28 protein-coding genes are annotated in these 26,232 nt (G+C 66.0%); 9 read left to right on the forward strand and 19 right to left on the reverse strand.

What is annotated here, in order from left to right:
• Positions 1-40 precede the first annotated feature (40 nt).
• Both pheT and pheS read right to left on the reverse strand, forming a co-directional pair.
• Positions 41-2,581, reverse strand: coding sequence for a phenylalanine--tRNA ligase subunit beta (pheT, locus tag H4V95_RS12815; RefSeq protein ID WP_196866252.1), 2,541 nt, complete (start codon positions 2,579-2,581; stop codon positions 41-43).
• Positions 2,582-2,583: 2 nt separating this feature from the next.
• Entirely contained in the window at positions 2,584-3,675 is a 1,092-nt protein-coding gene (gene pheS, locus H4V95_RS12820) for a phenylalanine--tRNA ligase subunit alpha (protein WP_196866253.1), read from the reverse strand.
• 154 nt (positions 3,676-3,829) lie between these two features.
• Between pheS and H4V95_RS12825 the strand changes: the two genes are divergently transcribed.
• Positions 3,830-4,309, forward strand: coding sequence for a hypothetical protein (locus H4V95_RS12825; RefSeq protein ID WP_196866254.1), 480 nt, complete (start codon positions 3,830-3,832; stop codon positions 4,307-4,309).
• Positions 4,310-4,353: 44 nt separating this feature from the next.
• On the forward strand, positions 4,354-4,968 hold the full coding sequence (locus H4V95_RS12830) for an SIMPL domain-containing protein (RefSeq protein ID WP_196866255.1): 615 nt from the start codon (positions 4,354-4,356) through the stop codon (positions 4,966-4,968).
• Here the strand turns inward: H4V95_RS12830 and H4V95_RS12835 are convergent.
• Positions 4,934-6,436: an HNH endonuclease signature motif containing protein gene (locus H4V95_RS12835; protein WP_196866256.1), complete on the reverse strand. Its 1,503-nt coding sequence runs from the start codon at positions 6,434-6,436 to the stop codon at positions 4,934-4,936. The genes H4V95_RS12830 and H4V95_RS12835 overlap by 35 nt on opposite strands.
• A gap of 114 nt (positions 6,437-6,550) precedes the next feature.
• Between H4V95_RS12835 and H4V95_RS12840 the strand changes: the two genes are divergently transcribed.
• Both H4V95_RS12840 and H4V95_RS12845 read left to right on the forward strand, forming a co-directional pair.
• A complete protein-coding gene (locus H4V95_RS12840) occupies positions 6,551-7,252 on the forward strand; it encodes a hypothetical protein (RefSeq protein WP_196866257.1) in 702 nt (233 codons plus the stop codon).
• Complete coding sequence (locus H4V95_RS12845) at positions 7,249-8,262, forward strand: Ig-like domain-containing protein (RefSeq protein ID WP_209730822.1); 1,014 nt, start codon at positions 7,249-7,251, stop codon at positions 8,260-8,262. Before H4V95_RS12840 ends, H4V95_RS12845 begins: the two co-directional genes overlap by 4 nt.
• Before the next feature lie 27 nt (positions 8,263-8,289).
• Here the strand turns inward: H4V95_RS12845 and pcp are convergent, their stop codons facing one another.
• Both pcp and H4V95_RS12855 read right to left on the reverse strand, forming a co-directional pair.
• Positions 8,290-8,931 (reverse strand): pyroglutamyl-peptidase I, encoded by a 642-nt coding sequence (pcp, locus tag H4V95_RS12850; RefSeq protein ID WP_196866259.1) that lies wholly within the window; start codon positions 8,929-8,931, stop codon positions 8,290-8,292.
• A gap of 111 nt (positions 8,932-9,042) precedes the next feature.
• On the reverse strand, positions 9,043-10,239 hold the full coding sequence (locus tag H4V95_RS12855) for a cysteine desulfurase-like protein (RefSeq protein ID WP_209730823.1): 1,197 nt from the start codon (positions 10,237-10,239) through the stop codon (positions 9,043-9,045).
• A 212-nt stretch (positions 10,240-10,451) separates the two neighbouring features.
• On the opposite strand from H4V95_RS12855, the gene H4V95_RS12860 reads away from it, so the two are divergent.
• Both H4V95_RS12860 and H4V95_RS12865 read left to right on the forward strand, forming a co-directional pair.
• A complete protein-coding gene (locus H4V95_RS12860; protein ID WP_209730824.1) occupies positions 10,452-11,447 on the forward strand; it encodes an ABC transporter ATP-binding protein in 996 nt (331 codons plus the stop codon).
• A 3-nt stretch (positions 11,448-11,450) separates the two neighbouring features.
• Positions 11,451-13,070, forward strand: a complete 1,620-nt coding sequence (locus H4V95_RS12865; RefSeq protein ID WP_196866262.1) for an ABC transporter permease — start codon at positions 11,451-11,453, stop codon at positions 13,068-13,070.
• A gap of 69 nt (positions 13,071-13,139) precedes the next feature.
• On the opposite strand, the gene H4V95_RS12870 is transcribed toward H4V95_RS12865, so the two are convergent.
• Complete coding sequence (locus tag H4V95_RS12870) at positions 13,140-13,967, reverse strand: ABC transporter permease subunit (RefSeq protein ID WP_245345697.1); 828 nt, start codon at positions 13,965-13,967, stop codon at positions 13,140-13,142.
• A 44-nt stretch (positions 13,968-14,011) separates the two neighbouring features.
• Positions 14,012-15,025, reverse strand: a complete 1,014-nt coding sequence (locus H4V95_RS12875; protein WP_196866359.1) for an ABC transporter ATP-binding protein — start codon at positions 15,023-15,025, stop codon at positions 14,012-14,014.
• A gap of 85 nt (positions 15,026-15,110) precedes the next feature.
• On the opposite strand from H4V95_RS12875, the gene H4V95_RS12880 reads away from it, so the two are divergent.
• On the forward strand, positions 15,111-16,175 hold the full coding sequence (locus tag H4V95_RS12880; protein WP_196866263.1) for an Rv2578c family radical SAM protein: 1,065 nt from the start codon (positions 15,111-15,113) through the stop codon (positions 16,173-16,175).
• 44 nt (positions 16,176-16,219) lie between these two features.
• On the opposite strand, the gene H4V95_RS12885 is transcribed toward H4V95_RS12880, so the two are convergent.
• Positions 16,220-16,663, reverse strand: coding sequence for a (deoxy)nucleoside triphosphate pyrophosphohydrolase (locus H4V95_RS12885; RefSeq protein ID WP_196866264.1), 444 nt, complete (start codon positions 16,661-16,663; stop codon positions 16,220-16,222).
• A 55-nt stretch (positions 16,664-16,718) separates the two neighbouring features.
• Positions 16,719-16,844 carry a hypothetical protein gene (locus tag H4V95_RS18685; protein WP_281064533.1) on the reverse strand — a complete coding sequence of 42 codons (126 nt, stop codon included), beginning with the start codon at positions 16,842-16,844 and terminating at the stop codon, positions 16,719-16,721.
• Positions 16,845-16,946: 102 nt separating this feature from the next.
• On the opposite strand from H4V95_RS18685, the gene H4V95_RS12890 reads away from it, so the two are divergent.
• The gene (locus H4V95_RS12890) at positions 16,947-18,176 is read left to right on the forward strand and encodes an MFS transporter (protein ID WP_196866265.1); all 1,230 of its coding nucleotides are present in this window, start codon (positions 16,947-16,949) and stop codon (positions 18,174-18,176) included.
• Here H4V95_RS12890 and H4V95_RS12895 read toward each other — a convergent pair.
• From H4V95_RS12895 to infC, 4 genes are all read right to left on the reverse strand, one after another.
• Positions 18,169-19,074 carry an RNA methyltransferase gene (locus H4V95_RS12895; protein WP_196866266.1) on the reverse strand — a complete coding sequence of 302 codons (906 nt, stop codon included), beginning with the start codon at positions 19,072-19,074 and terminating at the stop codon, positions 18,169-18,171. The two genes, H4V95_RS12890 and H4V95_RS12895, sit on opposite strands and share 8 nt — an antisense overlap.
• An 82-nt stretch (positions 19,075-19,156) precedes the next feature.
• Complete coding sequence (rplT, locus tag H4V95_RS12900; RefSeq protein ID WP_196866267.1) at positions 19,157-19,585, reverse strand: 50S ribosomal protein L20; 429 nt, start codon at positions 19,583-19,585, stop codon at positions 19,157-19,159.
• A gap of 99 nt (positions 19,586-19,684) precedes the next feature.
• Positions 19,685-19,879, reverse strand: coding sequence for a 50S ribosomal protein L35 (rpmI, locus tag H4V95_RS12905; RefSeq protein ID WP_019483418.1), 195 nt, complete (start codon positions 19,877-19,879; stop codon positions 19,685-19,687).
• A gap of 111 nt (positions 19,880-19,990) precedes the next feature.
• Positions 19,991-20,995, reverse strand: coding sequence for a translation initiation factor IF-3 (gene infC / locus H4V95_RS12910; protein WP_395939840.1), 1,005 nt, complete (start codon positions 20,993-20,995; stop codon positions 19,991-19,993).
• A 343-nt stretch (positions 20,996-21,338) separates the two neighbouring features.
• Between infC and H4V95_RS12915 the strand changes: the two genes are divergently transcribed.
• Positions 21,339-21,800 carry a DUF1844 domain-containing protein gene (locus H4V95_RS12915; RefSeq protein WP_196866268.1) on the forward strand — a complete coding sequence of 154 codons (462 nt, stop codon included), beginning with the start codon at positions 21,339-21,341 and terminating at the stop codon, positions 21,798-21,800.
• 3 nt (positions 21,801-21,803) lie between these two features.
• Here H4V95_RS12915 and H4V95_RS12920 read toward each other — a convergent pair whose 3' ends face one another.
• The 6 genes from H4V95_RS12920 to hisB are packed head-to-tail and all read right to left on the reverse strand — an operon-like array spanning position 21,804 to position 26,194.
• A complete protein-coding gene (locus H4V95_RS12920) occupies positions 21,804-23,111 on the reverse strand; it encodes an MFS transporter (protein ID WP_196866269.1) in 1,308 nt (435 codons plus the stop codon).
• Between the two features lie 35 nt (positions 23,112-23,146).
• Complete coding sequence (locus H4V95_RS12925) at positions 23,147-23,983, reverse strand: SseB family protein (protein WP_196866270.1); 837 nt, start codon at positions 23,981-23,983, stop codon at positions 23,147-23,149.
• Entirely contained in the window at positions 23,980-24,738 is a 759-nt protein-coding gene (gene priA / locus H4V95_RS12930) for a bifunctional 1-(5-phosphoribosyl)-5-((5-phosphoribosylamino)methylideneamino)imidazole-4-carboxamide isomerase/phosphoribosylanthranilate isomerase PriA (protein WP_196866271.1), read from the reverse strand. The genes H4V95_RS12925 and priA overlap by 4 nt, the downstream gene beginning before the upstream one ends.
• A gap of 42 nt (positions 24,739-24,780) precedes the next feature.
• Positions 24,781-24,921 (reverse strand): hypothetical protein, encoded by a 141-nt coding sequence (locus H4V95_RS12935; protein WP_196866370.1) that lies wholly within the window; start codon positions 24,919-24,921, stop codon positions 24,781-24,783.
• A 20-nt stretch (positions 24,922-24,941) separates the two neighbouring features.
• Positions 24,942-25,580 (reverse strand): imidazole glycerol phosphate synthase subunit HisH, encoded by a 639-nt coding sequence (gene hisH, locus H4V95_RS12940; protein ID WP_196866272.1) that lies wholly within the window; start codon positions 25,578-25,580, stop codon positions 24,942-24,944.
• Positions 25,577-26,194 (reverse strand): imidazoleglycerol-phosphate dehydratase HisB, encoded by a 618-nt coding sequence (gene hisB / locus H4V95_RS12945; protein WP_196866273.1) that lies wholly within the window; start codon positions 26,192-26,194, stop codon positions 25,577-25,579. Before hisB ends, hisH begins: the two co-directional genes overlap by 4 nt.
• Positions 26,195-26,232: the final 38 nt, after the last annotated feature.

Consider the following 26,232-nt stretch of genomic DNA (forward strand, 5'->3'; position numbering starts at 1 on the left):
CCGAGAACGACCAGCCCCGGACGGGCCAGCCCACAACCGGCTAGCGCTGAACGGCCCCGTGCCGTTCGGCGGCGAGGTGGACTGCCGCGTCGCGGGAGGCACTTGCCTCATCGGCGGTCAGGGTGCGGTCCGGCGCCCTGAACCGCAGCGCGAATGCCAGCGACTTGTGCCCGTCCTCGATGCCCGCACCGTCGTATACGTCGAACAGGTGCACCTCCTCGAGGAGCTCCCCTGCCCCCTCGCGCAGGGTGGACAGAACATCGTCGGCCGGCAGCGAGCCGTCGACGACAAGCGCCACATCCTGGGTGGTGGCCGGGAACGTCGAGAGGTGCTTCGCCACAATCACGTCCGGAGCCGCTTCGAACAACAGGTCGGCGTTGATTTCCAGCGCCACCGTCCGTGCAGGCAGATCCTGGGCAGCGAGTAGCTTCGGGTGAAGCTCGCCGGCATAGCCGACCAGTTCACCGGTCCGCAGCGAAATCCGGGCCGTCCGGCCGGGGTGGAACGCCTGGTGCTCGCCCTGCGAAATCTCAAGGTCCACACCCACAACGTCGGCCACCAGGCGGACCGTATCCAAGGCATCGGCCCAGTCCCATGGGCGTGGCTGGTGGTTGGCTCCGGCTGGTGAGTCATTGCCGGTGAAGACCGCGGCGATGGTCAGCGGCTGGTCGGGCAGCCCGTCGTAGAGCCCGTCAAGGACTTCCGCGGAGGGTCGGGTACCCAGTGGCGGGATCTCGCTGCTGCCCACGGCACCCTGCGGCAGGAACACCAGCCCGGCCTCATAGAGTGCCAGGTCACGGAACCCGCGTGAGTGGTTCCGTTTGGCCACCTCGATCAGACCGGGAAGCACCGAGCGGCGCAGGAAGCCCAGTTCGGCGCTCAACGGATTGGCCAGCTTGACCGACGGCTGCTCCGACCCGTCGGCCGAACCGAAGGTGGTGTTGCTCTCCGAAGACACGAACGGGTAGGACAGCACCTCGGTCAGCCCTGAGTCGGCCAGCGCCTGCAGGACGCGGCGGCGCTGCACCTGCACACGGGATAGGCCGCTGCCCGGAGGAGCGATCGGAAGCCGGGAGGGGATCCTGTCATAGCCCACCAGGCGGGCAATTTCCTCGGTGAGGTCGTCCTTGATCTGGAGGTCCTGGCGCCAGCTCGGCGCGGTGACGGTGTGGCCGCCGTCGTGCGCTACCACCCCCGCTCCCAGATCGGTGAGCGCGCCGGTGATCTGCTCGTCGGTGAAGTCCATCCCGATCCGGCGGGCCGGGTAGCCGGCGGGCAGATCGATGACGACGGCGCCTGGCTGGGTGCCAACGTCTGTTCCGGCGTCCTCGGCGGTGCCGCCGGCGAGCTCGACCAGCAGGTCGACCACGCGCTGGGCTGCGATGCCTGCGACCTGCCAGTCCACGCCTCGCTCAAAACGTTTCGATGCCTCGGACGGCAGCTTGTGGCGGCGGCGCGACCGGGCGATCGACACCTCGTCGAAGTGTGCTGCCTCCACGAGGACCGTACTGGTGGCGTCGGAGACCTCGGTGTCGGCGCCACCCATGACACCGGCGATGCCGATGCCGCCGGAGGCGTCCGCGATCAGGAGGTCTTCGACGTCGAGCTTGCGGACCTTGTCGTCGAGGGTCTTGAGGGTCTCCCCCGCAGTTGCCCGGCGGACCACGATGCCGCCGGAGAGCTTGTCCTGGTCGTAGCAGTGGATGGGCTGACCCAGTTCGAGCATCACGTAGTTGGAGATGTCCACGGGCAGCGAGATCGACCGGATTCCGGCCAGCCGCAGCCGGGAGGCCATCCACGGCGGCGTGGGACGGGTGGCGTCAACGCCCGTCACTGTGCGGGCCACGAACCTGTCGCAACCGGGGCGGCCGTAGATCGGCGAGTCGTCGCTCAGCGTGACGGGGTAACCACCGGACAGTGTTGTCGGCGCACTGACCCGGGTTGCCGGGTCAGTGAAGGCGGTCCCGGTGGCGTGGGCGTACTCGCGGGCGACCCCCCGGATCGAGAAGCAGTAGCTGCGGTCCGGGGTGACGTTGATTTCTGCGGCCTGATCGTAGAGGCCGAGCAGTTCCATCGCGTCCGAGCCGACCTCCGGGTCCAACCCCAGGGTGGAGAGCACAAGGATGCCGTCGTGGTCGTCACCGATGCCAAGCTCGCGCACCGAGGCGATCATTCCTGCCGAGACGTGACCATAGGTTTTGCGGGCGGCGATGCGGAAGTCGCCGGGCAGCACGGCACCCGGCAGGGTGACCACCACCTTGTCGCCCTCGACGAAGTTGTGGGCGCCACAGACAATGCCCTGCACGCCGGAGGGGTCAATGCCCTCGTTGGACAGGGTCTGGGGCTGTCCCTCGGGGACCACCCGGACCTGGCACCAGTTGATGGTTTTACCGTTGGTCTGTGGTTCTTTGACGATCGAGAGCACCTGGCCGACGACGACGGGCCCGGACAGGGTGTCGGTAGGCCGGTGGACCGCTTCTTCTTCCAGGCCAACCTTAACCAGTTCGGCCATCACGTCTTCGGCGGTGGCACCGGCTGGGACCTGTGCGAATTCACGCAACCAGGAAAGTGGAATACGCATGCTTAGATCTCCATCCCGAAGTGCTCGCTGAACCGTACATCGCCCTCAATCATGTCCCGCATGTCCCCTACCTCGTTGCGGAACATGAGGGTGCGTTCAATGCCCATGCCGAAGGCGAACCCGGAGAACTCCTCGGGGTCGATGCCTGCGGCACGCAGCACATTGGGGTGGACCATTCCGCAACCGCCCCATTCAATCCATTGCGGCCCGCCCTTGGCACCGGGGTGCCAAATGTCGAGTTCGGCTGAAGGTTCGGTGAAGGGGAAGAAGTTCGGGCGCAGCCGGATCTGGGCGTCGTCGCCGAACATCAGGCGTGCGAAGTGCTCGAGGGTCCCGCGCAGATCGGCCATGCTGAGGTTCCGGTCGATGGCCAGGCCCTCGAACTGGTGGAACACAGGCGTATGGGTCGCATCGAGTTCGTCGGTGCGGAACACCTTGCCGGGGCACAGCACGTACAGCGGCAAGGGACGCTCAAGCATGGAGCGCACCTGGACCGGCGAGGTGTGCGTGCGCAGGAGCAGGTGCGCTTCCGGGGGCTCGACAAAAAAAGTGTCCTGCATGTCGCGGGCCGGGTGATCCGGCAAGAAGTTAAGGGCATCGAAGTTGAACCACTCCGATTCCAGCTCGGGGCCTTCGGCGATTTCCCAGCCCATGCCGACAAAGATGTCACTGACGCGTTCCTGCAGGGTGGACAGCGGATGGCGGGCGCCGGCACGACGACGTCGCGGGGCTGCCGTGACGTCCACCGCTTCCTCGACGAGGATGCGTGCGTCACGTTCCGCTTCGAGTTCGGCGGTGCGGGCGGCGAGCGCAGCGTTGATCCGACCGCGGGCCGGGCCGATGTTCTTGCCGGCTGCAGCCTTCTCCTCCTTGGCGAGGGCACCGATGCCCCGGTTCGCGAGGCTGAGAGGTGACTTGTCGCCGGTGTGGGCAATCCGGACCTGCTTGAGTGCGTCCAGGTCGGGGGCCGCGGAGATGTCGCTAAGCGCGCGGTCCACCGTGGCACCGATCGCTTCGGCATCCAGCGGCGAAGGAACGTCGACGACGGCGGACGTCGCGTGGGCGGGTCCGCCCGGCTGTGTGGAGTCAGACATCGAGATGTTCATACCTTCAGTGGTGGTGGGCAACAGGTGTTTCACCGCGGATCCGGTGACCGTTGGCAGACGGTGCAAGTCTAGCTAACACCGGCGCAGAGTCCTTAATGGGCACACAGCGCTGGCCCACAGCACCGGTACTAGGATGGCTGACATGACGCCGGCCCACCAGATGCGATGGCTGCTCAACTGGACGAACCTGTCCACTGGGGCCGGACTTCTCCTTGCGAAGGCCAAGGGCTGCGATATCCGCCGCGGCCCCGAGGGCCTCTTCCTGGCCTTCAGCTACACCGGTACCCTCCCGGTGGCGAGTGCTTTCACCGTGGGCAACACCGTGCTGTTTCGTGCCCCTGCAACCGCAGGAATGCCCCGCCCGGGACTGCTGGCCCACGAAGCCCGTCATAGCACCCAGTACGCGCTCTGCCTTGGGCTTCCCTTCCTCCCCCTGTATTTCGCTGCCGCAGCGATTTCCCTGCTGCGCACCGGCGACCCGGCATCACTGAACATTTTTGAACGCCACGCCGGGTTGGCCGCCGGTGGATATGTCGAGCGTCCCGTCCGGCAGCTCTCGACAACGCTCCAACCGCTTCGCCGTCGGGCGCTGGCGGCCATCAACCGATTGGGTGCCCGATGAACACCAGCACTCCAGGTCCCAGTACTCCGGGTCCGACTATCACTGTGACCGGTACCGGCACGGCGAGCGCTCCACCAGACCGTCTCCATTTGCGGATCGAGGTGGAGGTTCGCCGGCCCACCGCGCCCGATGCCTATTTGCGGGCCGCCGACGCCGCGTCCCGGGTTCTTGGGGCGATCGACGCACACCAGATGCCGTCGCTGAAGCGGTCGACCCGGCAGGTCGGCCTGCGCGCGGAGATTGTCTGGGCTGACAACCAGGAGCAGCGGGTCAGCGGCTACGTTGCCTCGCAGGAGCTTGCCGTCACCATCGATAATCCTGCCTCGGCGTCGGCGGTGCTGGACGCCGTGGTGCATGCCGGTGGCGACGACGTCAGGATCAATTCGCTCGTCTTCGGGTTTTCCGACCCGTCAGCCCGAGCGCGGCTCGCGCAGGAGGCGGCGTGGCAGGACGCCCGCGAGCGCGCCCTCCAGTGGGCACAGCTGGCCGGGTGCACCCTCGGCGTGGTCGAAGAAATAACTGAGGGTGGCGGGACGGCCCCTGCCCCCGTGGGCCGCCACGCGGTGCTGGCCGCCGAACAGTCCATGCCGATTGAACCAGGCGCAGCCGAGGTTGTCAGTACTGTCACGGTTCGCTGGAGGATTGCTCCGGCAGACTAGTAGCGCTGAGATGGGCGGTAGATACTGAGACATGTCGGTAGCGATTGCGCCGTGGTTTGCGCTCGGGATCCACATACGGTGGCGGAATGAACCACGGGATGCCCCGCCGCATGTCGATCGTCCAGTTGCCCTGATCCATCAGGTCATGGTGATGACCGCAGAGCAGTACCCCGTTGCTGATCCGGGTTCGCCCGGATGCCGACCAGGGGTCGATGTGGTGGGCTTCGCACCACACCGCCGGAATCATGCAGTCAGGAAAGCTGCAGCCCTTGTCCCTGGCAATCAATGCCCGACGAAGGCCGGGCCCGAAGAACCTACGCGCACGTCCCACATCCAGGATTTCACCACTGCCGCCCAGCACCACGGGGACGATGTCCGCATCGCAGGCAATCCGCCGGACAGTGCCCGGACTGACCGGACCGGCGAAGACAGCGTGACCGGTTCCGTTCACCCTCCCGAGCAGTTCCTCGAAGCCAATGGTCACCATCACCTGCGGCCGGTGACCACCCGTCGCGGGGAGCTCAGAAGTTGTCAGCGCGAGCCGACAGGCGCCGACCAAGCCGTCGAGGAGCATCTGCGCACGGGTGCGCCCATCGGGGGTACGCACTTCTGGGGTTAGACCGTCTGGGGCGGAACCGGCGTCATGATCTGCTTCCTGCGTCTGATTGATTGCTATCCGAGGGTTGGCCGCCGTGTTCATGGCTGTGGTGAGGACTTCGAATTGCCCTTCGGTGGCAACGATTTCGAGCCGGTGGAGACCGCTCCTCATTCCCTTGAGAAATACTCCCTGGCGACTTCTGAGGAGTTCATCGCTGGGCTCCCGTCCATCCTGATCTAGGGCTGCTTCCCAGTGCCGTGCAACAACCCTCAGGACGTCAGTATCTGATTCGACGGCCTGCGCGGTCAGGGCACGCTCCATCGCCGCCAGCAGGTCCTGTGCCTGTGGCGTCGTCGCTGCTGGGCGCACCCGTTCGATGCTCTCGCTGATGATTACCGCCGCTTGGTCGCCGATCTGCCCGTCACCCATCGCCGCACTGAGGTGCTCCAGACGTGGCGTCCCGGTGGTGCCGTTCAGAAACCGGGGAGGTACTACGCTGGCGGCCAGCCGAAGGCGCCGACGTGCCTCAGACCGCCCGATCAGCAGCCGTGCCCGCAGATAGTCAGGCGTGTCCCGGAATTCGCTCACCGTTTGTCCGCCGCCAGCAGCCGGAATGTTCCAGGTTGTTGTCTGGGCAGACTCTCCAGTGGCTGCGATGTTTTGCCAGTCCACAGCCCGGGCACCAAGGACCTGCAGATACTCGACCACGTGCGAAAGTTTCTCTACCGCTGCGACAGTATTAGCCAGCTCAAGCGTGCTCATGAGGCTTGCCTGGTCCGCGAATTTGCCCGCGAAGGCCAGCAGGGTGTCCCGTAGGGACCCGACGACGTCGGCTGGCCGGGGTTCGACGTCCAGATGAGTGATACTCATACTCTATTTTATTCGAATTTATGTTCTATTACCAGAGATTTGGCGCAGCAATAACAGCCGGATAACACCTTTCGTGCTATCAAGTGAGCGGGGTCGGGCTGAATCGGGTGAATTGTGTGTGAAGTTCCTCGCCGGTCGTGGCGACCATCGCTCACTCCCAAACGACTGGCCCTCGGGCTCTCAGGGGCCACCCTGATCCTCGCCGGAACTCTGTGGCCCTTCGATTCGCTCGGGAGCGGCCTCGCCGGATCAGGAATCCTTGAACTGGGACTTTACGGCCTGGGGCTGATCATCCTCGGTACCGCCCTGATTCTGTCGGCGGTGGTTCTCCCCGCCGTAAAGGAAGTGGAGTTTGGATTTCCTCTTGGGATCCGGGTGACTACCGCAGTCTCCAACCGTGAAGACTCGCTGCGGCAGGAGTTCCAGCGGCAGCGAAGCGACCTTGAACTCTGTGCCCACCTTCTCTGCGACGACCCTGCCATGGCCCAGCGCCTGCTGGAGGCTTCCTGGGCCAAGGCAACCGCGGCATGGAGGGGCCCTGTGACCGGCGACCTGCGCCCCTACGTGATCTGCCTGCTCGTGAAGCTTGTCTCGGCTGACCGTCGGTGGAATCGGCGTGAGGTCCGGTCGAACGGCGGCGGCGGATCTCTTTTGGGCGCCCTGGACCTGCCGGAGCGAATCGCCGTCGTGCTCCACGACTTTGCGGGCCTGTCATCGGGCCAGATTGCAACCCTTACCGACCGTTCGATCGACCAGGTCCGCGCCGATCTGCGCAGCGGTACCGCCAGGGCCGAAGAGCTGCATGGCACTCAATGAACAGGCAACTCCGCGAACACCTCGCAGCGGGTGCAGGCGACCGGGCGCACACCTTTCCTGCGTTCATCGACCGCGCACTACGTGACGGTATGCGGGCCTATCAGCGGCGGATCGTACTGGTGTTCACGGCCGCCGTGTCGGCAGTAATCGTCATGAGTGCGGGGGTTGCCTCCATCCCGGGATGGATCGGCGTGCAAGCGGTGCCCGAGGAGGTCGGCAGTCTGATCATCCAGCCGACGGAGGCGAGAGTGGCCCCGGGTGGGACCGTGAACTTCACAGCGTCAGTCATTCTCGAGGGTGGCATGTCCCGGAGCATCGAGGGCCAGCCGGTGTGGGAATCCCTGAATCCCGGGGTCGCCACCATCGACGGGATGGGGCTGGCCACCGCCGTCAGTCCCGGAACGGCCACCATCTCCGGTTCGTCGGACGGCAGGTCAGCCCAGGCCACGCTGACCGTCCTGCCGGCAGACGTGGCCGTCGAGTCAATCATCGTCACCCCCACCAACCAGGCAATGGACCTGGGCGTGTCCCAGCAGTATCTTGCAGTGGCGCAGTTCAGCGACGGCAGCGCCCAGGAGATCACCGGGGCCGTGCAGTGGGGGTCAGCTGATCTATCGGTGGCGTCGGTGACGGAGACAGGTCAGGCAACGGGGATTGCACCGGGTAAGACCCAGATCACCGCGGAATGGAACGGGTTGCGGAGCTCGGTACCGCTCACGATCCTGGCTCCACCGGATCCTCCGGTCCGTCTGCTCGTGCAGCCGGCTGCCGCAGAGGTCTGCCCCCCGACAGCTCAGCAGCTGAGCGGGGTCGCCGTCACCGCGTCCGGTGAGCCGGTTGACGTGGGAGCGATCGCGTGGGCGTCGGACCGGGATGATTTTCCCGTGGACGCATCAGGCCTGGTTTCTCCTATTCCTAACGCGGAGGGAGCAGCGGTGATCACGGCACAGGCCGAGGGATTGGTGGGTACCGCGACGGTGACCGCCCGCTGCGAACCGATCATCGAGTAATCCAGCGGAGGTCCACCGGGCAGCACCCTAGTGTTCCGCTCCGGCGGCAAGACGCAGGTCCGACGTCGTCGTCTGACTGGTTTGGGCAATGAGGACCAGCGCGTCGGCCATCTCGGCCACCGGCATTCCCGGCGCGCCGTGGACGGCGGCCTGGTCCGGGGTGTACGGCACGTGGATGAACCCGCCGCGCGTACCGTCGCCGCTGGCGGACAGCAGGTCCATCAGCCCGTAGAACACGTGGTTGCAGACGTAGGTCCCAGCGGTTTGGGACACTTCGGCGGCAATACCGGCGACGGTCAGATCCTGCAGCGCCTGTTTGATTGGCAGGGTGGAGAAATACGCTGCGGGGCCGCCGGGACGGATGGGGCTGTCAACGGGCTGGTTGCCGGCGTTGTCGGGGATGCGGGCGTCGTCGACGTTGATCGCTACCCGCTCCAGGGAAATCCTGGCGCGGCCTCCCGCCTGCCCGACGCAAAGGACCAACCCGGGGCGGTGTTCGCTCACCGCTTCCCGCAGCCTGGTGAGGCTTTCCCCGAAGGTACAGGGCAGCTCAACGGCGACAGCCGCACTGCCCACCGCCCGCAGGGCCGCGGCGGCTTCCTGCGCCGCAAGCCAGGAGGGGTTGAGGGCTTCCCCACCGAAGGGCTCGAATCCTGTGAAGAGAATCATGGGTCAAGCCTAGGCGCTGCCCCAACGAGTGGCGGACCCACAGATGAGTGGCTGCCCGACAGCGCGTTTGCCGGTGCGCCACTTTTCTCTCCCGAACCAGCCTGTACCGGGCTAGCCGAAGAACGCGGTCAGACCCTCGATCAACCGCCGTACGTCGTCGAGGTTCGTGTAGGGCGCCAACCCCACCCTCAAGCCACCAGTGTCTCCGAGCCCCAACACGTTCGACGCCTCAATAGCGTAGAAGTTACTCGCTGGCACCAGGATGTCCCGGCCAGCGAGGAACCGGCTGGCGTCGGCGGCGCTTCGATCGGCAAAGGTGAGAAGCAGGGTGGACGTCCGGACTGCGGCCCGGGAGTGGACCGTCACCGCTGGCATCTCGGCGAGCGCCGCCTCGAGGATCTTCAGCAGTGACGCTTCGTGCGCTCCGATGTCATGGTGGGCCGCCTGGAGTTGCTCCCGTCGCGATCCACCGTCCCCGAGGGCGGCAGTGAAGTCAACGGCCGCCGTCGTCCCGGCCAGCATCTCGTAGGGCAGGGTACCCAGCTCGAAGCGCTCTGGCACCGCGTTGGTGGAGGGCAGCAGCTTCTCCGGGACAAGGGTCTCCAGCAGGGCTGGCGCTGCGGCGAGGACACCGCAGTGGGGGCCCAGAAATTTGTACGGCGAGCAGACAAAGAAGTCGGCGCCCAGCGCCTGCACGTCGACGCTGGCATGGGCAGCATAGTGCACCCCGTCCACGTAAAGGAGCGCACCGGAGTCGTGGGTCAGCTCTGCGATGGCGGCAATGTCAGGCATGGTACCCAGCAGGTTGGAGGCGGCGGTGACCGCGACGAGCCGCGTGGCGGGCCTTAGGGCTGCCCTCAGGCCGTCGAGGTCCAGCTCGGAGGTCTGGGGGTCGAAACTCATCCAGCGGACCACTGCTCCCTGCCGTTCGGCGGCCTGGACCCAGGGTCGGACGTTGCAGTCATGGTCGAGGCGGGTGACGATCACCTCGTCGCCGGGCCCCCATCCGGCGCTCAGGTGTTTGGCGAAGTCGTAGGTCAGCGCGGTGGCGCTGCGCCCATACACGATCCCCAGCGGATCCGCGTTGAGGAGATCAGCCATGGCCTGCCTGAAGCCGAGCACCGCCGCATCCGCATTACGCTCCGACGCGACCGAGCTTCCACGGATGGAGAGCGGGCTGGTCAGGGTATCGGCGATCGCCTGCCCGACGACGCCCGGCGTCTGCGTGCCGCCGGGTCCGTCAAAGTGGGCAATCCCCGAGGACAGTGCGGGGAAATGGGAACGCAGACTTTCGACGTCGAGCGGCATGGGGCCCTTTCGGCTAGCTGGCAGGCGTGGGCTCCAGCCTAGGGTGGAACCGGCAAACCTGACGAATGCGGTAGAGCCCTATCCGCTGCGCTGTGGCGCTTGTAGGCTGTGTCCAGTATCCGTCGATGTCAGGTTGACCCGAGGGCAGCGAGCCCCAGGAACGCCGCGGAAACGGCCGTGTCGTTGTCGGCGGGTGGGTGAACGGACGCGCTATGGCTGAAGCATCAGATCCGATCATCGAGGTATGTCGGCTGGAGAAAGACTTCGGCCGAACCCGCGCGCTGGACGGTCTCGACCTCTCGGTCTCTGCCGGTGAGGTGCACGGGTTCCTCGGACCCAATGGCGCAGGAAAATCGACGACCCTCCGAATTCTCCTCGGGCTCATCCGTCCGACCGCAGGAACTGCAAGCGTCTTCGGGACGGATCCGTGGCAGGACCCCGTCCGCTGCCACCGGGACCTTGCCTATGTCCCCGGGGACGTGAGCCTTTGGCCCAACCTCTCCGGCGGTGAGGTGATCGATCTGCTGACCGGATTGCGTGGTGGCGCGGATGAGACCGAGCGCAGCCGGTTGATTGACGAGTTCGAGTTTGACCCCCGTCGAAAGACCCGCACCTATTCAAAAGGTAACCGGCAGAAAGTGGCGTTGATTGCCGCCTTCGCGCGGCCCGCCAAGCTCTATGTCCTGGACGAGCCCAGCGCCGGCCTGGATCCGATCATGGAGAATGCTTTCCGCCGCGAGGTCCGCCGGGTGCATTCCGAGGGCGCAACGGTGCTGCTTTCGAGCCACATTCTGAGCGAAGTGGAACAACTCTGCGACCGGGTCACCATCATCCGTGCGGGTCGGGTGGTGGAATCGGGCACCCTGGCCGACCTGCGACATCTGAAGCTGACCCACTTTCGGGTGGAGGGCGTCAGTGCGGATCTTCTCGCCGCCCTGCCCGGCGTCCAGGAAATCCACGACGACGGCGGCGCTCTGGAGTTCGAGGTCGAGGCTCCCTCCCTACCGACCATTCTGGAGGCAGTTGCCGCCGCACGGCCGAGTGGCCTGTCGGTGTCCCCGCCGTCGTTGGAGTCGCTCTTCCTCCGTCACTATGCCGAACCAGCAGCCACCAGTGGGACCCTTCGCCAGCGTCCCGGCGCGGGACAGACCGGCGCTGGCCGGACCGGTGCGGGACGGGCCGGCGACGGACAAACCGGGCGGGATTGACTCATGCCTGGCCTGCTCCGCCTCGCCGTCGCCCAGGTCCGGCGGGACCGGATCCTGTTGCCGATCTGGATCCTCGGTATCGGGCTGCTTGGCTTCGCCACCGCGGGAGCCGTCTCTTCAGAGTTCAGCGAGGAGGGCGACCGGCGGGCGATTATGGCTGTGGCCACCGCCAACCCGTCCCTGCTGTTTCTTCGCGGTCTCCCCGACGGCTCCGGTATGGGGGCTGTGGTGTTCTTCCAGGGCTATGCCTTCACCGCGTTGCTCGCCGGATTGATGAGTACCCTTTTGGTGGTTCGGCATACCCGGGCCGACGAGGAGTTGGGGAGGGCCGAACTGATCGGTTCCACACCACTCCCCCGCTCCGCATCATTGGGCGCGACACTGCTGGTGGGATGCGCGGCGAACCTTATTCTGGCCGGGTGCGTAGCTGCGGGTTGCACCGCTGCGGGCCTGCCTGGCCCCGGTTCCCTGACGGCTGGGGCCGCCGTCGGGACCGTCGGATTGTTCTTCGTGCCCGTCGCCGGGTTAATGGCGCAGCTAATGCCATCGGGGCGGAGCGCCAATGGGGCGGCGGCTTCCCTGGTGGGGGCGGCGTACCTGCTCAGGGGCGTCGGCGACGCCCTCGGGACACCGAACACGGAGCTCACGCGGGTCACGAGCGGCTGGATCTCGGTCCTGTCCCCCATCGGGTGGGGGCAGCGTTCCCGACCCTTTACCGCCCCCGATCTGCTGCCATTGGTCGCGTTGGCGGTGTCCGCTGCAGTGTTAGCGGTGGTCGTCCTGCTCATCCGGGGACGGCGGGATCTCGGTGCCAGCTTGCTGCCGGAACGAGCGGGCCGACCCCGGGCCGGTGCCGGTGGGCGGTCGCTGATTGGCCTGGCATGGAACCTTCAGCGCTCCACATTGATCGGGTGGTGTGTCGGCGCGGCGGTCATGGGAGGCATCGCGGGTGGACTCGGGCCGGTGGTCACGGATGCCGTAGAGGGCAACAATTCGCTAGCGGAACTGATCGGCCGCCTGGTGCCAGGGATCGAAGCCCAGATTGTCTACGTGTTCACCGCTGCGCTGATTGGCATCGCAGGGGTTCTGGCGGCCGCCGCCGGAATTCAGGGGGTGCTGCGGATGCGCGCGGAGGAGGCCGAGGGGAGGGCTGAACTATTGCTGGCCGTTCCCCTGTCCAGGACCAGCTGGCTGACCGCCAACCTGGTGCTGGCGCTCTCCTCAGCGGCGGCGGTCGCGGCGGTTGCGGGCTGTGCGGCTACCCTCGGATTCTGGCTCGCCGGGATGACCGGCACCCCGGGGACCGAGCTGCTGGCCGCCAGCCTGGCACACGTTCCGGCCGCCGCTGTCTTCGTGGCGGCGCCAGCGATTGCCTTTGCGACGATCCCCCGGTGGAGCGCGCCGGTGGGGTGGGGGTTGCTGGTCGCCGGGTTAATCCTTGGGCAATTCGGAGAACTCCTGGGACTCCCCGAGTGGCTTCAGGCGCTCAGCCCCTTCCACCACTCGCCCGCCATGCCAGTAGAGGCCTTCGACCCGGTGCCCGCTCTCAGCATGACTCTCATCGCGCTGGCAGGCGTGGGTCTCGCCGCCTACCTGATCCAGCACCGTGACCTTACGACCTAGCAGGCACTTCGCTTCCAGCGCCAGATCACGTCGCATCCGAAGGTCACATTCCCACCTCAGAGAACGACGTTAGATACCGACGTCGCGCCGGTTCAGCGCCACCGCGCTGAGACCGGCGAGCGCAGCTGAGATCGCCCACAACCAGAAAGCCGCGCCCCAATCCGCGCCGTTGGCGACCGGTGAGTTGCCGTAGGCCCAGTGATAGGGGGAGAGGTTCAACAGCCACTCCAGATCAGGGCTTTGGCGTCCGACGGCGTTCAACACGTAGCCCAGGACGGCCACTGCTGCGCCTGCGGCGGTCCCGTACATCTTCCTGCCGCTCATCGCCCCGACAAAAAGCGCCGTCATGCCACTGAGCAGCGCGAGCCCCGCGAACAGGACCGTGGCGCCGAACAGGTGCGCGGTGTCTATCTCCAGCTGTGCCGGTCCAATCAGCAGCCAGACCAGGCCAAAGACCACAGCCGAGAGCAGCACGATCCGCACCCCGATCGCCAGCGCCCGCTCTAGTACTACCTGGGGCCTGTTCACTGCGTGGGCGAGCGTGAGCTCAAGTTGGCCGGATTCCTCGTCGCCGGCCACCGCCGAAGCGCCCCAGGACACTGAGGCGATGGTCATCAGCAGAAAGCCGATCAGACCAAAAATTGTGGCCTGTGTGTACCCGGAGCCGGAGGCGATCTGATCATAGTTCAGTGCCCGGGTCATCTCCGGAGGGAGCGCGTTGATCAGGTCCTGCATCTCAGCGCTGTTCCCGAGAGAGGGAAACAGCGGCAGGTACAGCATGATGGCCGCGGCGAGCCCCACCGCCCAGGCCACCGTGGAACGCCAGTGATCGAGGAGTGCCCGTCGGAACAGGGGCAGTGTCGAAAGGGGCAGTGCTGACAAAGGCGGTGTCGACAAAGGCGGTGTCTTGGACCGGTCCCGGGCCGCGGGTGCCGAATGAGTCATGGCAGGGTCCGTTCGCCGCCGCGGGTGCCGGCAGCGCCAGCTGCGTGTGCCCCCGGTGCGCGTTCGGCGCTGCCAGCTGCGATTTCCCCAGCGCCGCCCTTCGCGGTTGAACCGTACAGGGTGAGAACCGATTCCTCGAGATCGGGTTCCTCGATGACCAGATCCGCCAGTTGCAGCGGTGCGAGGGCCTGGATCAGCGGCTGGATGGCTCCCTCATGGGTCGCCGAAACCTCCGTGAGCTCCCCGGCGGCGTGGACATGCTTCAGGTGGAGTCCCGGCACGTCCCGGAGCAGCAACTCCACCTCGGCCGGGGGGACGCCAGTCACCGAAATCCTGACCTGCCGGTGGGCACCCTCCCGCAGGTCGGCGACCGATGAGATGCGCACGATGTCGCCGTCGCGCAGGATGGCCACCCTGTCCGCCGCCTGCTGGACCTCGCTCAGGACGTGCGAACTGAGGAAAACCGTCTGACCGTTGTGCTGGACCTCGCGCAGCAGCGAGCGGAACTCCTGCTGGATCAGCGGATCAAGCCCGCTGGTGGGCTCGTCCAGAATCAACACGTCGGGATCATGCATGAAGGCCTGGACCAGCCCGAGCTTCTGCTTGTTGCCCTTGGAAAGCTTCCGGGTATGGCGGTCCAGGTCAAGATTGAACCGTTCCGCGAGTTCGTCAGCCCGCCCCGGCCGAACCGTGCCGCTGATCGCTGCATAGTGCGCCAGGAGCCGTCGCCCGGTGATCCGCTGCTCAAGGAACAGCTCCCCCGGCAGGTACCCGATCCGGCGGCGGAGCCTCGGTCCGGCTGCGCCGGGGTCCTGGCCCAGGATCCTGATGTTTCCGGAACTGGGGCGAATGATGTCCAGCAGGCACCGCATGGTGGTGGTCTTCCCGGCACCGTTGGGGCCGATGACGCCGAATACCTCTCCACGCTCCACCCCGAAGCCGATGCCATGCAGCACCTCCCGGCGCCCGAACGACTTCCGGAGACCATCAACTTCGATCACCTGGCCCATGGCGCAGACCCCCTTCTTACCCTGGACCCACAGCATACAAGTACGCTCCTATCAAATACATTAGAAGATATGTTCTAATGTATTTATGCGATGGGTTGGGCAGAGTACGACGACGACGGCGCCGGTTCCCCAGGAGGCGCTGCTCCCCCTGAGCGGCCTGGTACGGACAGTCAGGACACCCGACTTCGCCGGGATCACCTTCCACGAAGTGCTGGCGAAGTCGGTCCTCAACAAGGTTCCGGGCACCTCCAGCATGCCATTTCACTGGACCATCAACCCCTACCGTGGCTGCTCACATGCCTGCGTCTATTGCTTCGCCCGCAAGACCCACAGCTACCTGAACCTCGATACCGGGCTGGACTTCGATTCCCAGCTCGTGGTGAAGACCAACGCCGGGGAAGTGGTGCGGCTCGAGGTGTCTCGCCGCTCGTGGCGACGCGAACATGTGGCGATGGGCACCAACACCGACCCCTACCAGCGTGCTGAGGGGCGTTACCAGTTGATGCCCGACATCATCACCGCGCTGGCCGATTCGGGGACACCCTTCTCCATCCTCACGAAGGGGACCTTGCTGGCCCGGGACATCCCGCTGTTGAAGCAGGCGTCGTCCTCGGTGGAGATAGGGATGGGCATTTCGCTCGCGATCATTGACCCGGCGCTGGCCCATGCGGTGGAGCCAGGAACACCTACTCCCAAGGCCAGGCTGGAGCTGATCAGTCGGCTCCGTGATGCCGGCCTGCCCTGCGGCGTCCTGGCGATGCCGATCCTGCCGTGGCTAACGGATAGCGATGAAGCCCTTGCTGCACTGTTTGGGGCCCTGGCGGCGGCGGGAGCCAGCGGAGTCTCGGCGGGTGCGCTCCATCTGCGTCCTGGTGCCCGCGAGTGGTACATGGACTGGCTGGCAGCCAACCATCCACAGCTCGTAGGCCGCTATCAGCGGCTCTACCGCGGAGGCAGCTACGCGTCGAAGGAATACCGGACCTGGCTGTCGGGCAGAATCCGGCACCACCGGGCCAGACACGGGTTCACCTCTGGCGCGCAATTCTTCCGTGAGCTTCAGCCCGGGACACCCGACGACGGTGAGGCGGGTTCCCCGACGGCTCTCTCCCCACCATCACGTGCAGCAGGCTCAGAGCCAACACTGTTCTAGTACGGCCCAGTTCTAAGGCAGCCCAGTTCTAGTAGCGCGCAGATCTAGTGTGGGACGCTTACCTGGGTCAGCAGAGCGTCAACGATGGGACGGTCCGCCGGGATCCAGGCCAGGTTCACCAGTTCGTCCGATCCTCCAAGAGGCACCCATGACAGTAGATCGTGATCCTCAAGCGGCACAGGCTCGCCGGTGGCAACCTCGGCGAGCCAGACCCGCATCACGGCGCGCTCGTTGAGCGGCCAGCCCCCGGGAACGGGCCCAACCACCTCTGCCCCCAGCAGAACTGTCACCCCGAGCTCCTCCAGCAACTCCCGGTGGAGGGCAGCGGTGTCCGACTCCCCCGCCTCCACCTTGCCGCCGGGGAACTCCCACATCCCGGCGAACTGTTCGGGAGCCGTCCGACGCGCGGCGAGCAGCCGGGTGGGGCGGACGAGGGAATCAACGATCGCGGCGCCGACGATCTGGCGCGGTAGGTTCTCTGCAGGCACGAACCGAGTGTAGCTGGCGCGTCCAGCGAGTCCAGTTGTTCGCCGGGCGGCCCCGTCAGAGTGCCCGGACCTGGTTGTTCGGCTGGTCACCCTTCGCGCCAGCAGCCATGATCTTCCTTACATCGACAGGTTCGGTCTGCTGCACAGCCTGGGCCGTTGCCGTCACACGGGAAGGCGGCACCAGCCCAGGCAAGGCTAGAGTTGAAATAGACAACGGCGTCGACGCGTTGCGCCCTACAGGACTTCGCCTCCTTCTTCATCCCATGCCGCCGAATCGAGTTCCATGTCTGATGCCCGACGCACCTCCCCCCTGTCCCCCCGGCAGCTGAACCTTGCCATCCTTGCGCTGGCGATGGGCGGCTTTGGCATCGGCACCACCGAGTTCGCCATCATGGGCCTCCTCGCGGAGATGACCGGGGCCCTCAATATCAGCGACAGCGAGGGCGGACATGTCATCTCTGCCTACGCGATCGGCGTCGTCGTCGGTGCACCCCTGCTCGCCGCGCTGGGGGCACGACTGCCCCGCAAAGGAATGGCCATCGGGCTGATGGTCGTCTTCACCGTCGGCAACCTGTCGTCCTACTTCGCCAGCGAATACGGCTGGCTCCTGCTGTCCCGTTTCCTGTCCGGCCTGCCGCACGGCGCCTACTTTGGCCTGGCTGCAGTGATCGCCGCCTCGCTCTCAGCGCCGACCCGTCGGGCGCACGCCGTCGCGATGGTGATGCTGGGTCTGAGCATCGCCAACGTGATTGGCGTGCCGATCGCCACCTGGCTGGGCCAGCTCTTCGGCTGGCGCACCATGTTCCTGCTGGTGGGAGCAATCGGAGTGCTCACCATCGTGATGATCACGCGGAGCGTCCCCCACCTGCAGGTCAAGAAGGGCGCCTCCATCCGGGGCGAACTTGGCGCGTTGAAGCATCTCCAGGTCTGGATGACCCTGCTGATCGGCATCGTCGGCTTCGGCGGCTTCTTCGCCGTCTACTCCTACATTTCCCCCACCATGACCGAAGTGACAGGGCTTCCGTCGGCAACGCTGCCGATCGTCGTCGCCCTCTACGGTCTCGGCATGGTGACCGGAAATATTGTTGGCGGCCGCCTGGCGGACATTTCCGTGATGGGCACCATCTACTGGGTGATGGGCGTCATCGCCCTCACGCTGGTGGCGTTCTCCTTCGCCGTCCAGTGGGCACCGACGGCATTGCTCTTCGTCTTCCTGGTAGGCGCGATTGGCGCAATGCTCATCCCATCGCTCCAGGTCCGACTGCTCGATGTCTCGCCCGACGCCCCGTCGCTCGCGTCCTCCCTGAATCACGCCGCCCTGAACACGGCGAACGCGTTGGGCGCGTTCCTCGGTGGCGTCGTCATCGAACTTGGGTGGGGCTACACCGCGCCGGCCCTGGTCGGTGCGGTGCTCGCGGCAATTGGTCTCGGTGTCGCGCTGGCCAGCGGCCGTATCGACCGGCGCACCCGGGCGGCAGCGGCCGAGCCTGCCGAGCCGGTGTCGGTCAGCTGAGGCGCTGCGCCCTGGCCGACGCGTAGAGGCAGACGGTCGCTGCCGTGCCGACGTTGAGGCTCTCAGCCCGCCCGTAGATGGGCACCGACACCCGGTGATCAGCCCCCCGCAAAACGTCGTCGGGCAGCCCCTGCGCTTCGTTGCCGAACAGCCATGCCGTCCGCGCCTCCAGTTGTGCCGCGTCAGCACCCTGCCCGTCGTTGCCAGGCGCCAGCCGGCGTCGGGCGCTCCCTTCCTGCAGCACGTCGAGGTCCACGTTCCCATACCCGTCGGCCGCCAATACTGTGATCCCGTGTTCCCTCAGGGAGGAGAGCACCAGTTCCAGATCGGCTCCCATCACCACGGGAAGATGGAACAGCGATCCCACGGTGGAGCGAACCGCTTTCGGGTTGTACAGGTCCACGGACGACGACGTCAGCACCACCGCGTCGGCACCGGCCGAGTCGGCCGCCCGAAGGATCGTACCGGCGTTGCCGGGGTCGCGGACCTCAACCATCACGGCGATCAGCCGTGGTTCAGTCGCGAGCACCGTTTCCAGGGACACGTCGACAAAGGCGCAGACGGCGATGACACCCTGGGGGGTCACGGTCGAGGACATGGCGGCGAGGACCTCCTCGGTGACCAGCCGGGGCGCGGGTTGGCCCTCAAAGAGGCCCAGTTCAGCGTGCCGTTCAAGGCACTCCTCGGTGATGAACAGTTCCTCGACCACCGAAGGCTCACCCGCGGCATGCCGAGCCGAATGCAGGCTCAGCGCCTCGCGGACGGACTGCGGCCCTTCAGCGAGAAACCTGCCCTGCCTTAAGCGGGCCGGACGCCCCGCGAGTCGTGCCACTTCCTTCACCCGATCAGCTCGGGGGTTGGTCATGGGCGGTGCCGCGGGGCGTCCGGTGTTAGTCATGTACTGATGTTCTCAGTTATTCAGTTTTCCCAGTAATCCGGTCAACCCGGCAGCTGGGGGGCGTTATGCCCAAGCCGTCAGGCTATGCCTTGGCGGGTGCCTTCTTTGGTGCCTTGGCCGATGAGGCCTCGGCGCCAGCGGGTGCCGAAGTGTCGGCAGGCAGCGAATCCTTGGCAATCTGCACCAGTGCGGCGAACGCATTGGCGTCGGAAACTGCAAGCTCGGCCAGCATCCGGCGGTCAACCTGGATCTCAGCGGCCTTCAGGCCCTGGATCAGACGGTTGTAGGTCAGGCCGTTGGCGCGGGACGCAGCGTTGATGCGCTGGATCCAGAGGCGACGGAAATCGCCCTTGCGCTTGCGGCGGTCGCCGTAGCTGTAGACAAACGAGTGCAGGAGCTGCTCTTTGGCCTTACGGTATAGGCGTGAACGCTGCCCCCGGTAACCCTTCGCCCGCTCGAGAATAACCCGACGCTTTTTATGGGCGTTTACCGCCCGCTTCACACGTGCCACGTGCGTACTCCTTCAGTAGATCTACCGGAACATCTTGGTGTTGCCCTGTCCTGCAAACAGCAGTGCACTGGGCCTGTCCCGGTTAAGTTGGTTGGTGAGTTAGATGCCCAGCATCTTTTTGATGACCTTGGTGTCGGCCTTCGAGACGATCTTGTCGCTGCCGAGACGGCGGGTCAGGGTGGAGGGCTTGTGCTCCAGGTAGTGACGGCGGTTGGCCTGCTGGCGCTTGAGCTTGCCGCTTCCGGTCAGCTTGAAACGCTTTTTGACACCGCTGTGGGTCTTCATCTTCGGCATGAGAACCGATCTCCTTTGGTTTCCGCCCGCGACTGCGGGCGGTTCGTACGGCACCCGCGGGGGTGCCTGCGGGTTTATTAGGGCGCCGGGTGGCTCCGGGGATCTGGATCCCTAGTCGGAGGTTCCTGGCTTAGGCCGGCTCGGCGTGCTCCGGGGAGCAGCCTTGCTGGCAGGCTTTGGTGTTGCTGGCTTGGGCATCGCCATTGGCTTCGGGGTTGCCATCGGCTTCGGCGCCGCGGCAGGCTTGGCGGCCGGCGCTGGCTTCTCTGCTGTCTTGGGCTTGGCCGGGGCTTTGGGTGCGTCGGCGGCAGCCTTCTCAGCAGCCTTCGCCGCCTTCGCGGCCTCGGCTGCTGCAGCTTCCTTGTCCGCCTTGTCCTGGACCGCCTTCTCGCGATCGACGATCTCCTGGGCTGCGGCTTCCTTCGCTGCAACCTCGGCGTCGATCACTTTCTGCGCTGCTGCTTCTTCTGCAGCCTCCTGCGAGGCCGTCGTCGAATAGCCGTCAGGAAGCAGGTCGGCGAGGCTCTGCGTCATTGGCGCCTTGTCCGGAGTGGTGTCAACCTTCTCCGTACCAGCCTTCACAGCCTCGTTCGCTGCCTTGGCGTCGGCACGCTGGGTGGCGCGTCGAGCCTCAGCCTTCGCTTCGGCCTTGTTCTTGACCGGACCGATGACCATCACCATGTTGCGGCCGTCGATTCGCGGAGTCGACTCCACGATGCCCACCTCGGCAACGTCTTCCGCGAACTTCTGCAGCAGGCGGATACCCATCTCGGGGCGCTGCTGCTCACGTCCACGGAACTGGATCATGGCCTTGACCTTGTCACCGGCACCCAGGAAACGCATTGCATGTCCGCGCTTGGTCTCGTAGTCGTGGGTGTCAATCTTCAGGCGGAACCGGATCTCCTTGAGAACGGTATTCGTCTGGTTCTTGCGCGCCTCACGAGCCTTGACGGCGGCTTCGTACTTGTACTTGCCAAAATCCATCAGCTTGGCAACCGGAGGCTTGGCCTGCGGTGCAACCTCAACAAGATCAAGGTCTGACTCGGAGGCAAGACGGAGAGCATCCTCAATACGGACGATGCCTACCTGTTCGCCCGCAGGTCCTACCAACCGCACCTCAGGGACGCGGATACGATCATTGATTCTTGGCTCGCTAATGTGTTGCTCCTGAAATCTTATGAAGTGTTACCCACCGCAACAGAAGAAGGCCCCCGATTGCAGTGCAATCAGAGGCCTCGATGATCGGTGAGCCCACTACAGTGGGGCCGTACTGACAGGAAAGCAATCCCGCGCCGTACGCACCGACCTATTACCCGGCTGCCACCATGCTTCGAAACGAAACACCTGGCAATCGCGGGTGGGAGAGGACTCCGCTTGCAAACTGGAAGTGATCTTTTTCATGCCCCGTGCGGGCGCAGGAAATAGCGACCTCCAGTCGGTCTGTGACAAGCTTACCAGCATGAGCACCCCCGCCAGTAATCCAGACAGCGCCCGCAATGTCTTCCAGTCCCCCGCCGACAACGGCGATTCCGCCAGCGCAGCCAGCGAACCAACGCAGCCGAGCGCTGCCGGGCAGCCAACGGACGACGACGGCCGCCAGGTCCGGCGCGACATTGCCGAGGTAAGCGCCGTCGAATTGATCATGACCAGCGCCCTGCACCTGATGAGTGCCGCCGCGGTGAAGTGCGGCCTGGCCGAAGGCGACGACGCGGAGGAGCTCAAGGATCTGGACGAGGCCCGGAAAATCATCACCGCCCTCGCCGGGTTTGTCACCGCGGCCGCACCAGAGATTGGCGGCCAGCACGCCGGCCCGCTGCGCGACGGCCTGCGGTCGCTCCAGCTGGCGTTCCGTGAGGCTTCGGTCATCCAGGACGCCCCCGGGAAGGGACCCGGGGAGAAGTTCACCGGGGCCGTCAACTAGCTCTCACGCCGCACGTCGGCGTCGTACCTGCTGGGCGCCGAGGCCGAGGACACAGATGGTGACCGCGACTGACCCCACGGTGGTGAACGCGGCGGAGGGTCCCACCGTGTCAATGGTGATACCCGCCAGCGGCGCCCCGAGCGCCACACCTGAGGTGAGCGCCGAGCCGTACCAGCCCATCGCCTCCCCACGGCGTTCCTCGACCACCAGGTCTGCCACCCGTTCCGATGCGGCGGATAGCACCGGTGCGCACAGGAAACCGGGCAGGATCGACAGGAGACACAGTGCCAGGGTGTTTTCTGCGAACCCCATCGGAATGGTGAACAGCCCCATGAGCAGCAACAGCACCAGGGGTGACACTGGCCGGCGCAGCGCTCCGTAGACCAGCCCACCGACCACCGATGCTGCGCACCAGGCGGCGAAGACCAGCCCGAGTTCGCCCTCTCGCCCGGTTTCCTCGAGCGCTGCCACAATCCCGACCTCGGTCCCGGCCAACACCAGTCCTGCTCCGGCGGCGACCACCAGGACCACCGCAACGGCAACTGAGAGCCAGCCGAAGCTCCCGGCCATCCGGTCCTTCAAAGCCGCTGGCCCGGCGGCGGTACGTCTACCCGGATGAAGTTCAGCCGACGCCTCAGTGACATGGGCCGGGGCCGCAGCGACCAGCGCCCCGACGGCGGCAGCCTCGTCTTCGGCCTCGGTAGGCGCGGCCGCGGAGGCGCCAAGCTGCTCGGTACGGGTCGGCGGGTTGAACCACATCAGGAACAGGCCGGCCCCGGCGGTGGCCAGTCCCACGAGGGTAAGTCCCAGCACCGTGGAGACCTGGGTTGCCAGGATCACGCCCAGCGCCGGGCCCACCATGAAGATCATTTCGGTGCCGATGGCGTCGAGGGTGAACGCGGTACGCCGCTTCTCGCCGGTGACCATGACGCCGAGGGACTGCCTGACCACCGAGAACGCGGGCAGGGTGAACAGGCCGCCAACCAGTGCGGCGAGGAGCAGCCATTCGTAAGACAGTTGGGGAGCAACCGACCAGATCACCGCCTCGGCGATGACCGAGGGGATCAGGGCCTTTCGGAGCCCCGCACTGTCGACCCGGCGGCCCCGCCAGGGCGCACCAACGGCGATCCCAATCGTCAGCAAGGCGGCGACGGCGCCAGCCTCGGCGTAGCCGCGATCGAGGGTCTGCACCACGTGCAGGGTCAGCAGGACGCCCGCCGCTGAATGCGGGAACCGGGCGATCATCCCCACGATGAGCAGGCGCCGCACCGGGACGATGCGAAGGAGCTCCCGGTAGAGGGCAAAGTTCACTGTGTTCCCTCTTCTGCGGGTCCGCCCGCACGTTCTCAGCGGGTCAGCACCACCTCAAGTGAGTCGACCCGTTCCACAAATTCTGTATTGCCGCGCAGGTTGTCCTGAAGCCGCTGGACCACTGTGCGGACGGCGTCTTCGGCCAGTCCGTCACGAAGGGTGATCTGGAGTCGCACCTCTGGCCCCGGGCCGCCGCCGGATGCCAGTGTACCGTCTGCCGCCCGGGCCCGAACCCCGCTGCCAGGGCCCACGGCCGCCCGCAGGATGGCCGGTTCCTCGCCGGTAGCCAGGGCCACCAGTTCGGCAATCCGCGGATCCCTGTAGGCGGGCTCCCAGGGAATCTGTTGGGCCAGTGCCCAGAGGGCCGGCCGGCGGACCACGAAGGTGAAATGCGCTCCGGGATCAATGACCAGCAGTTCCGAGTTGTCAGCCACCGCCGAGAGTGCCGCGCGGGGGGCATAGACCGCCACCGGCCTGGCCTCCGGGTGCCATGCGGTGAGCGCTGCGGTGGAGCTGAACACCGGCAGGGCACTTCGGCCATCAGGTGCCTTCAGGGTCACCAGGGCCATGTCGGCTTCCTTGTCCCCACCATGTGCGGGGTCTCCCCCAGCCACCAGTTGGGCGACCACTGGCACGAAGACACGGACTCCGGCCAGCGCAGCGAGCACCGCCGCCTCATCACCGTCTCCGGTCAACAGCCGGTTGACTGCCGCGGTGTAGGCGGGTGGGGCGGCGCCGTCGTCGTCGTCGAAGTTGTGCAGCGGGTTGCCGTCGCCACTCAGGTCACGGCCTTCCCAGGCCTGCCCGGCCGAGTCGGCGGTATTGCCGGCAAGGGCGGCGGCAATGTGCGCCGGGAGGTGCCGTTCGCTCACACGCGCGGCGCCGGGTGGCCGGCGATGTCTAGCGCCTGGGGCAGGGTGAAAGCCCCCGCATACAGCGCCTTCCCGACAATCGCCCCTTCCAGCCCCTGCGGGACCAGCTGGCGCAGCGCCGCGAGGTCTTCCAGGCTGGAGATGCCACCGGACGCCACGACCGGCCGCGAGGTGCGTTCCAGTACCTGCTGAAGGAGTTCGAGGTTCGGTCCGCGGAGCGTGCCGTCCTTGGTCACATCGGTGACGACATACCGGGAGCAGCCGGCGTCTTCGAGGCGCTGCAGAACTTCCCATAGATCCCCGCCCTCCTGGGTCCAGCCGCGGGCTGCGAGGGTGGTGCCGCGCACGTCCAGGCCGACGGCAATCTTGTCGCCGTAGCGGGCGATGGCGGAAGCGGTCCATTCGGGATCTTCAAGCGCCGCAGTGCCAAGGTTCACCCGGTGCGCACCGAGCTCAAGTGCCGCGTCAAGGCTGGCGTCGTCGCGAATGCCGCCGGAGAGCTCGACTTTGATGTCGAGCTGGTCGACCACGCGGCCCAGCAGGTCCCGGTTGGATCCCCGGCCAAACGCGGCATCCAGGTCCACCAGGTGGACCCACTCGGCACCATCGTGCTGCCAGGCGAGGGCTGCTTCGAGGGCGTCGCCGTAGCCAGTTTCACTGCCCGCCTCGCCCTGGACCAGGCGGACTGCCTGACCATCGACGACGTCAACAGCTGGCAGCAGTTCAAGAATGGGTGATTCGGTAAAGGGGCTCATCAGGTGTTGGGACTCTTTCGTAGCTGTCGGATGTCTTCAGGATCAGATGTCGGTGAGGGTCAGCAGGTAGGCGCCGAGCAGGGCCATTCCGGCAAGCACCCAGAAGCTGATGATCAGGAACTTGGGCAATTCCTGCGCCCGGAAGGAGATGGCCCCACCGATCAGCAGGCCAGCAAGTCCCATCAGCACTATGCTCCACATGGCTAACGGAGCCCTGCTGTCCAGTTCGACAGCAGGGCCGCCCCAGCGTCACCCGACTTTTCGGGGTGGAACTGGGTGGCGCTCAGCGGACCGTTTTCGACGGCCGCAATGAACGGTCCACCATGGTCTGCCCAGGTCACCAGCGGCGGCTTCATGGCCGGCTGGGTGACGTCAAACTTCCACTGCTGCACCCCATAGGAGTGCACGAAATAGAACCGTTCGTTGTCGATCCCCTCAAAGAGGCGGGACCCGACAGGTGCCTTGACGGTATTCCAGCCCATGTGGGGGACGACGTCGGCCTGGAGCCGCTCGACGGTTCCAGGCCATTCACCCATGCCTGCGGAGCGGACACCGTGTTCGACGCCCTCGTCGAAGAGGATCTGCAGTCCGACGCAGATCCCCAGGACCGGGCGACCGCCGGCGACCCGTCGACCGATCATCCGGAGGGCATCGACGTCCTTGAGCCCCTTCATCACCGTCGCGAAGGCCCCGACGCCGGGCACGACCAGTCCGTCGGCGTTGAGCACGTCGTCGGGCTTGGCGCTGAGCGTGACGTCGGCCCCGACGTGCTCAAGGGCACGGACCGCCGATCGGATGTTCCCGGAACCGTAGTCCAGGACGGTGACACGTGGGGCACTCATAGCGCCCCCTTGGTAGACGGAATGCCCTCCACCCGTGGGTCAGGCTCCACCGCAGCCCTGAGGGCGCGGGCAAATGCCTTGAACTGGGCCTCAACGATGTGGTGCGGGTCCCTCCCGCCAAGGACGGTCATGTGCAAGCAGATCTGGGCGTGCAGGGTGATGGCCTCGAAGACGTGGCGGGTCAGCGAGCCGGTGAAGTGTCCACCGATCAGGTGGTACTCCTGGCCTGCGGGTTCGCCGGTGTGCACCAGATAGGGCCTGCCTGAGATGTCGACGACCGCGTTGGCCAGCGCCTCATCAAGGGGAACCGTCGCTTCGCCGAACCGGCGGATCCCGGCCTTGCTGCCCAGGGCCTCCCGGAGCACTTCGCCGAGGGTGATGGCTACGTCCTCGACGGTGTGGTGGACGTCAATGTGGGTATCGCCAGTGGCACGGACCGTCAGGTCGATCAGGGAGTGCTTCGCCAGGGCTGTCAGCATGTGGTCGTAGAACGGCACCGAGGTGCTGATCTCCGCTCGGCCTGTGCCGTCCAGATCCACCTGGACGAAGACCGATGATTCGCTGGTGGCCCGCTCCCGGCTCGCAGTGCGTCCGACGGTGGTTTCCACGCTCATGACTGTCCTTCGGTTGGTTCGTTTCGCTTGGTGCATAG

Origin of the sequence: Arthrobacter sp. CAN_C5, from assembly GCF_017875735.1 — a bacterium.
In the GTDB taxonomy this organism is placed as follows: Bacteria; Actinomycetota; Actinomycetes; order Actinomycetales; family Micrococcaceae; genus Arthrobacter_D.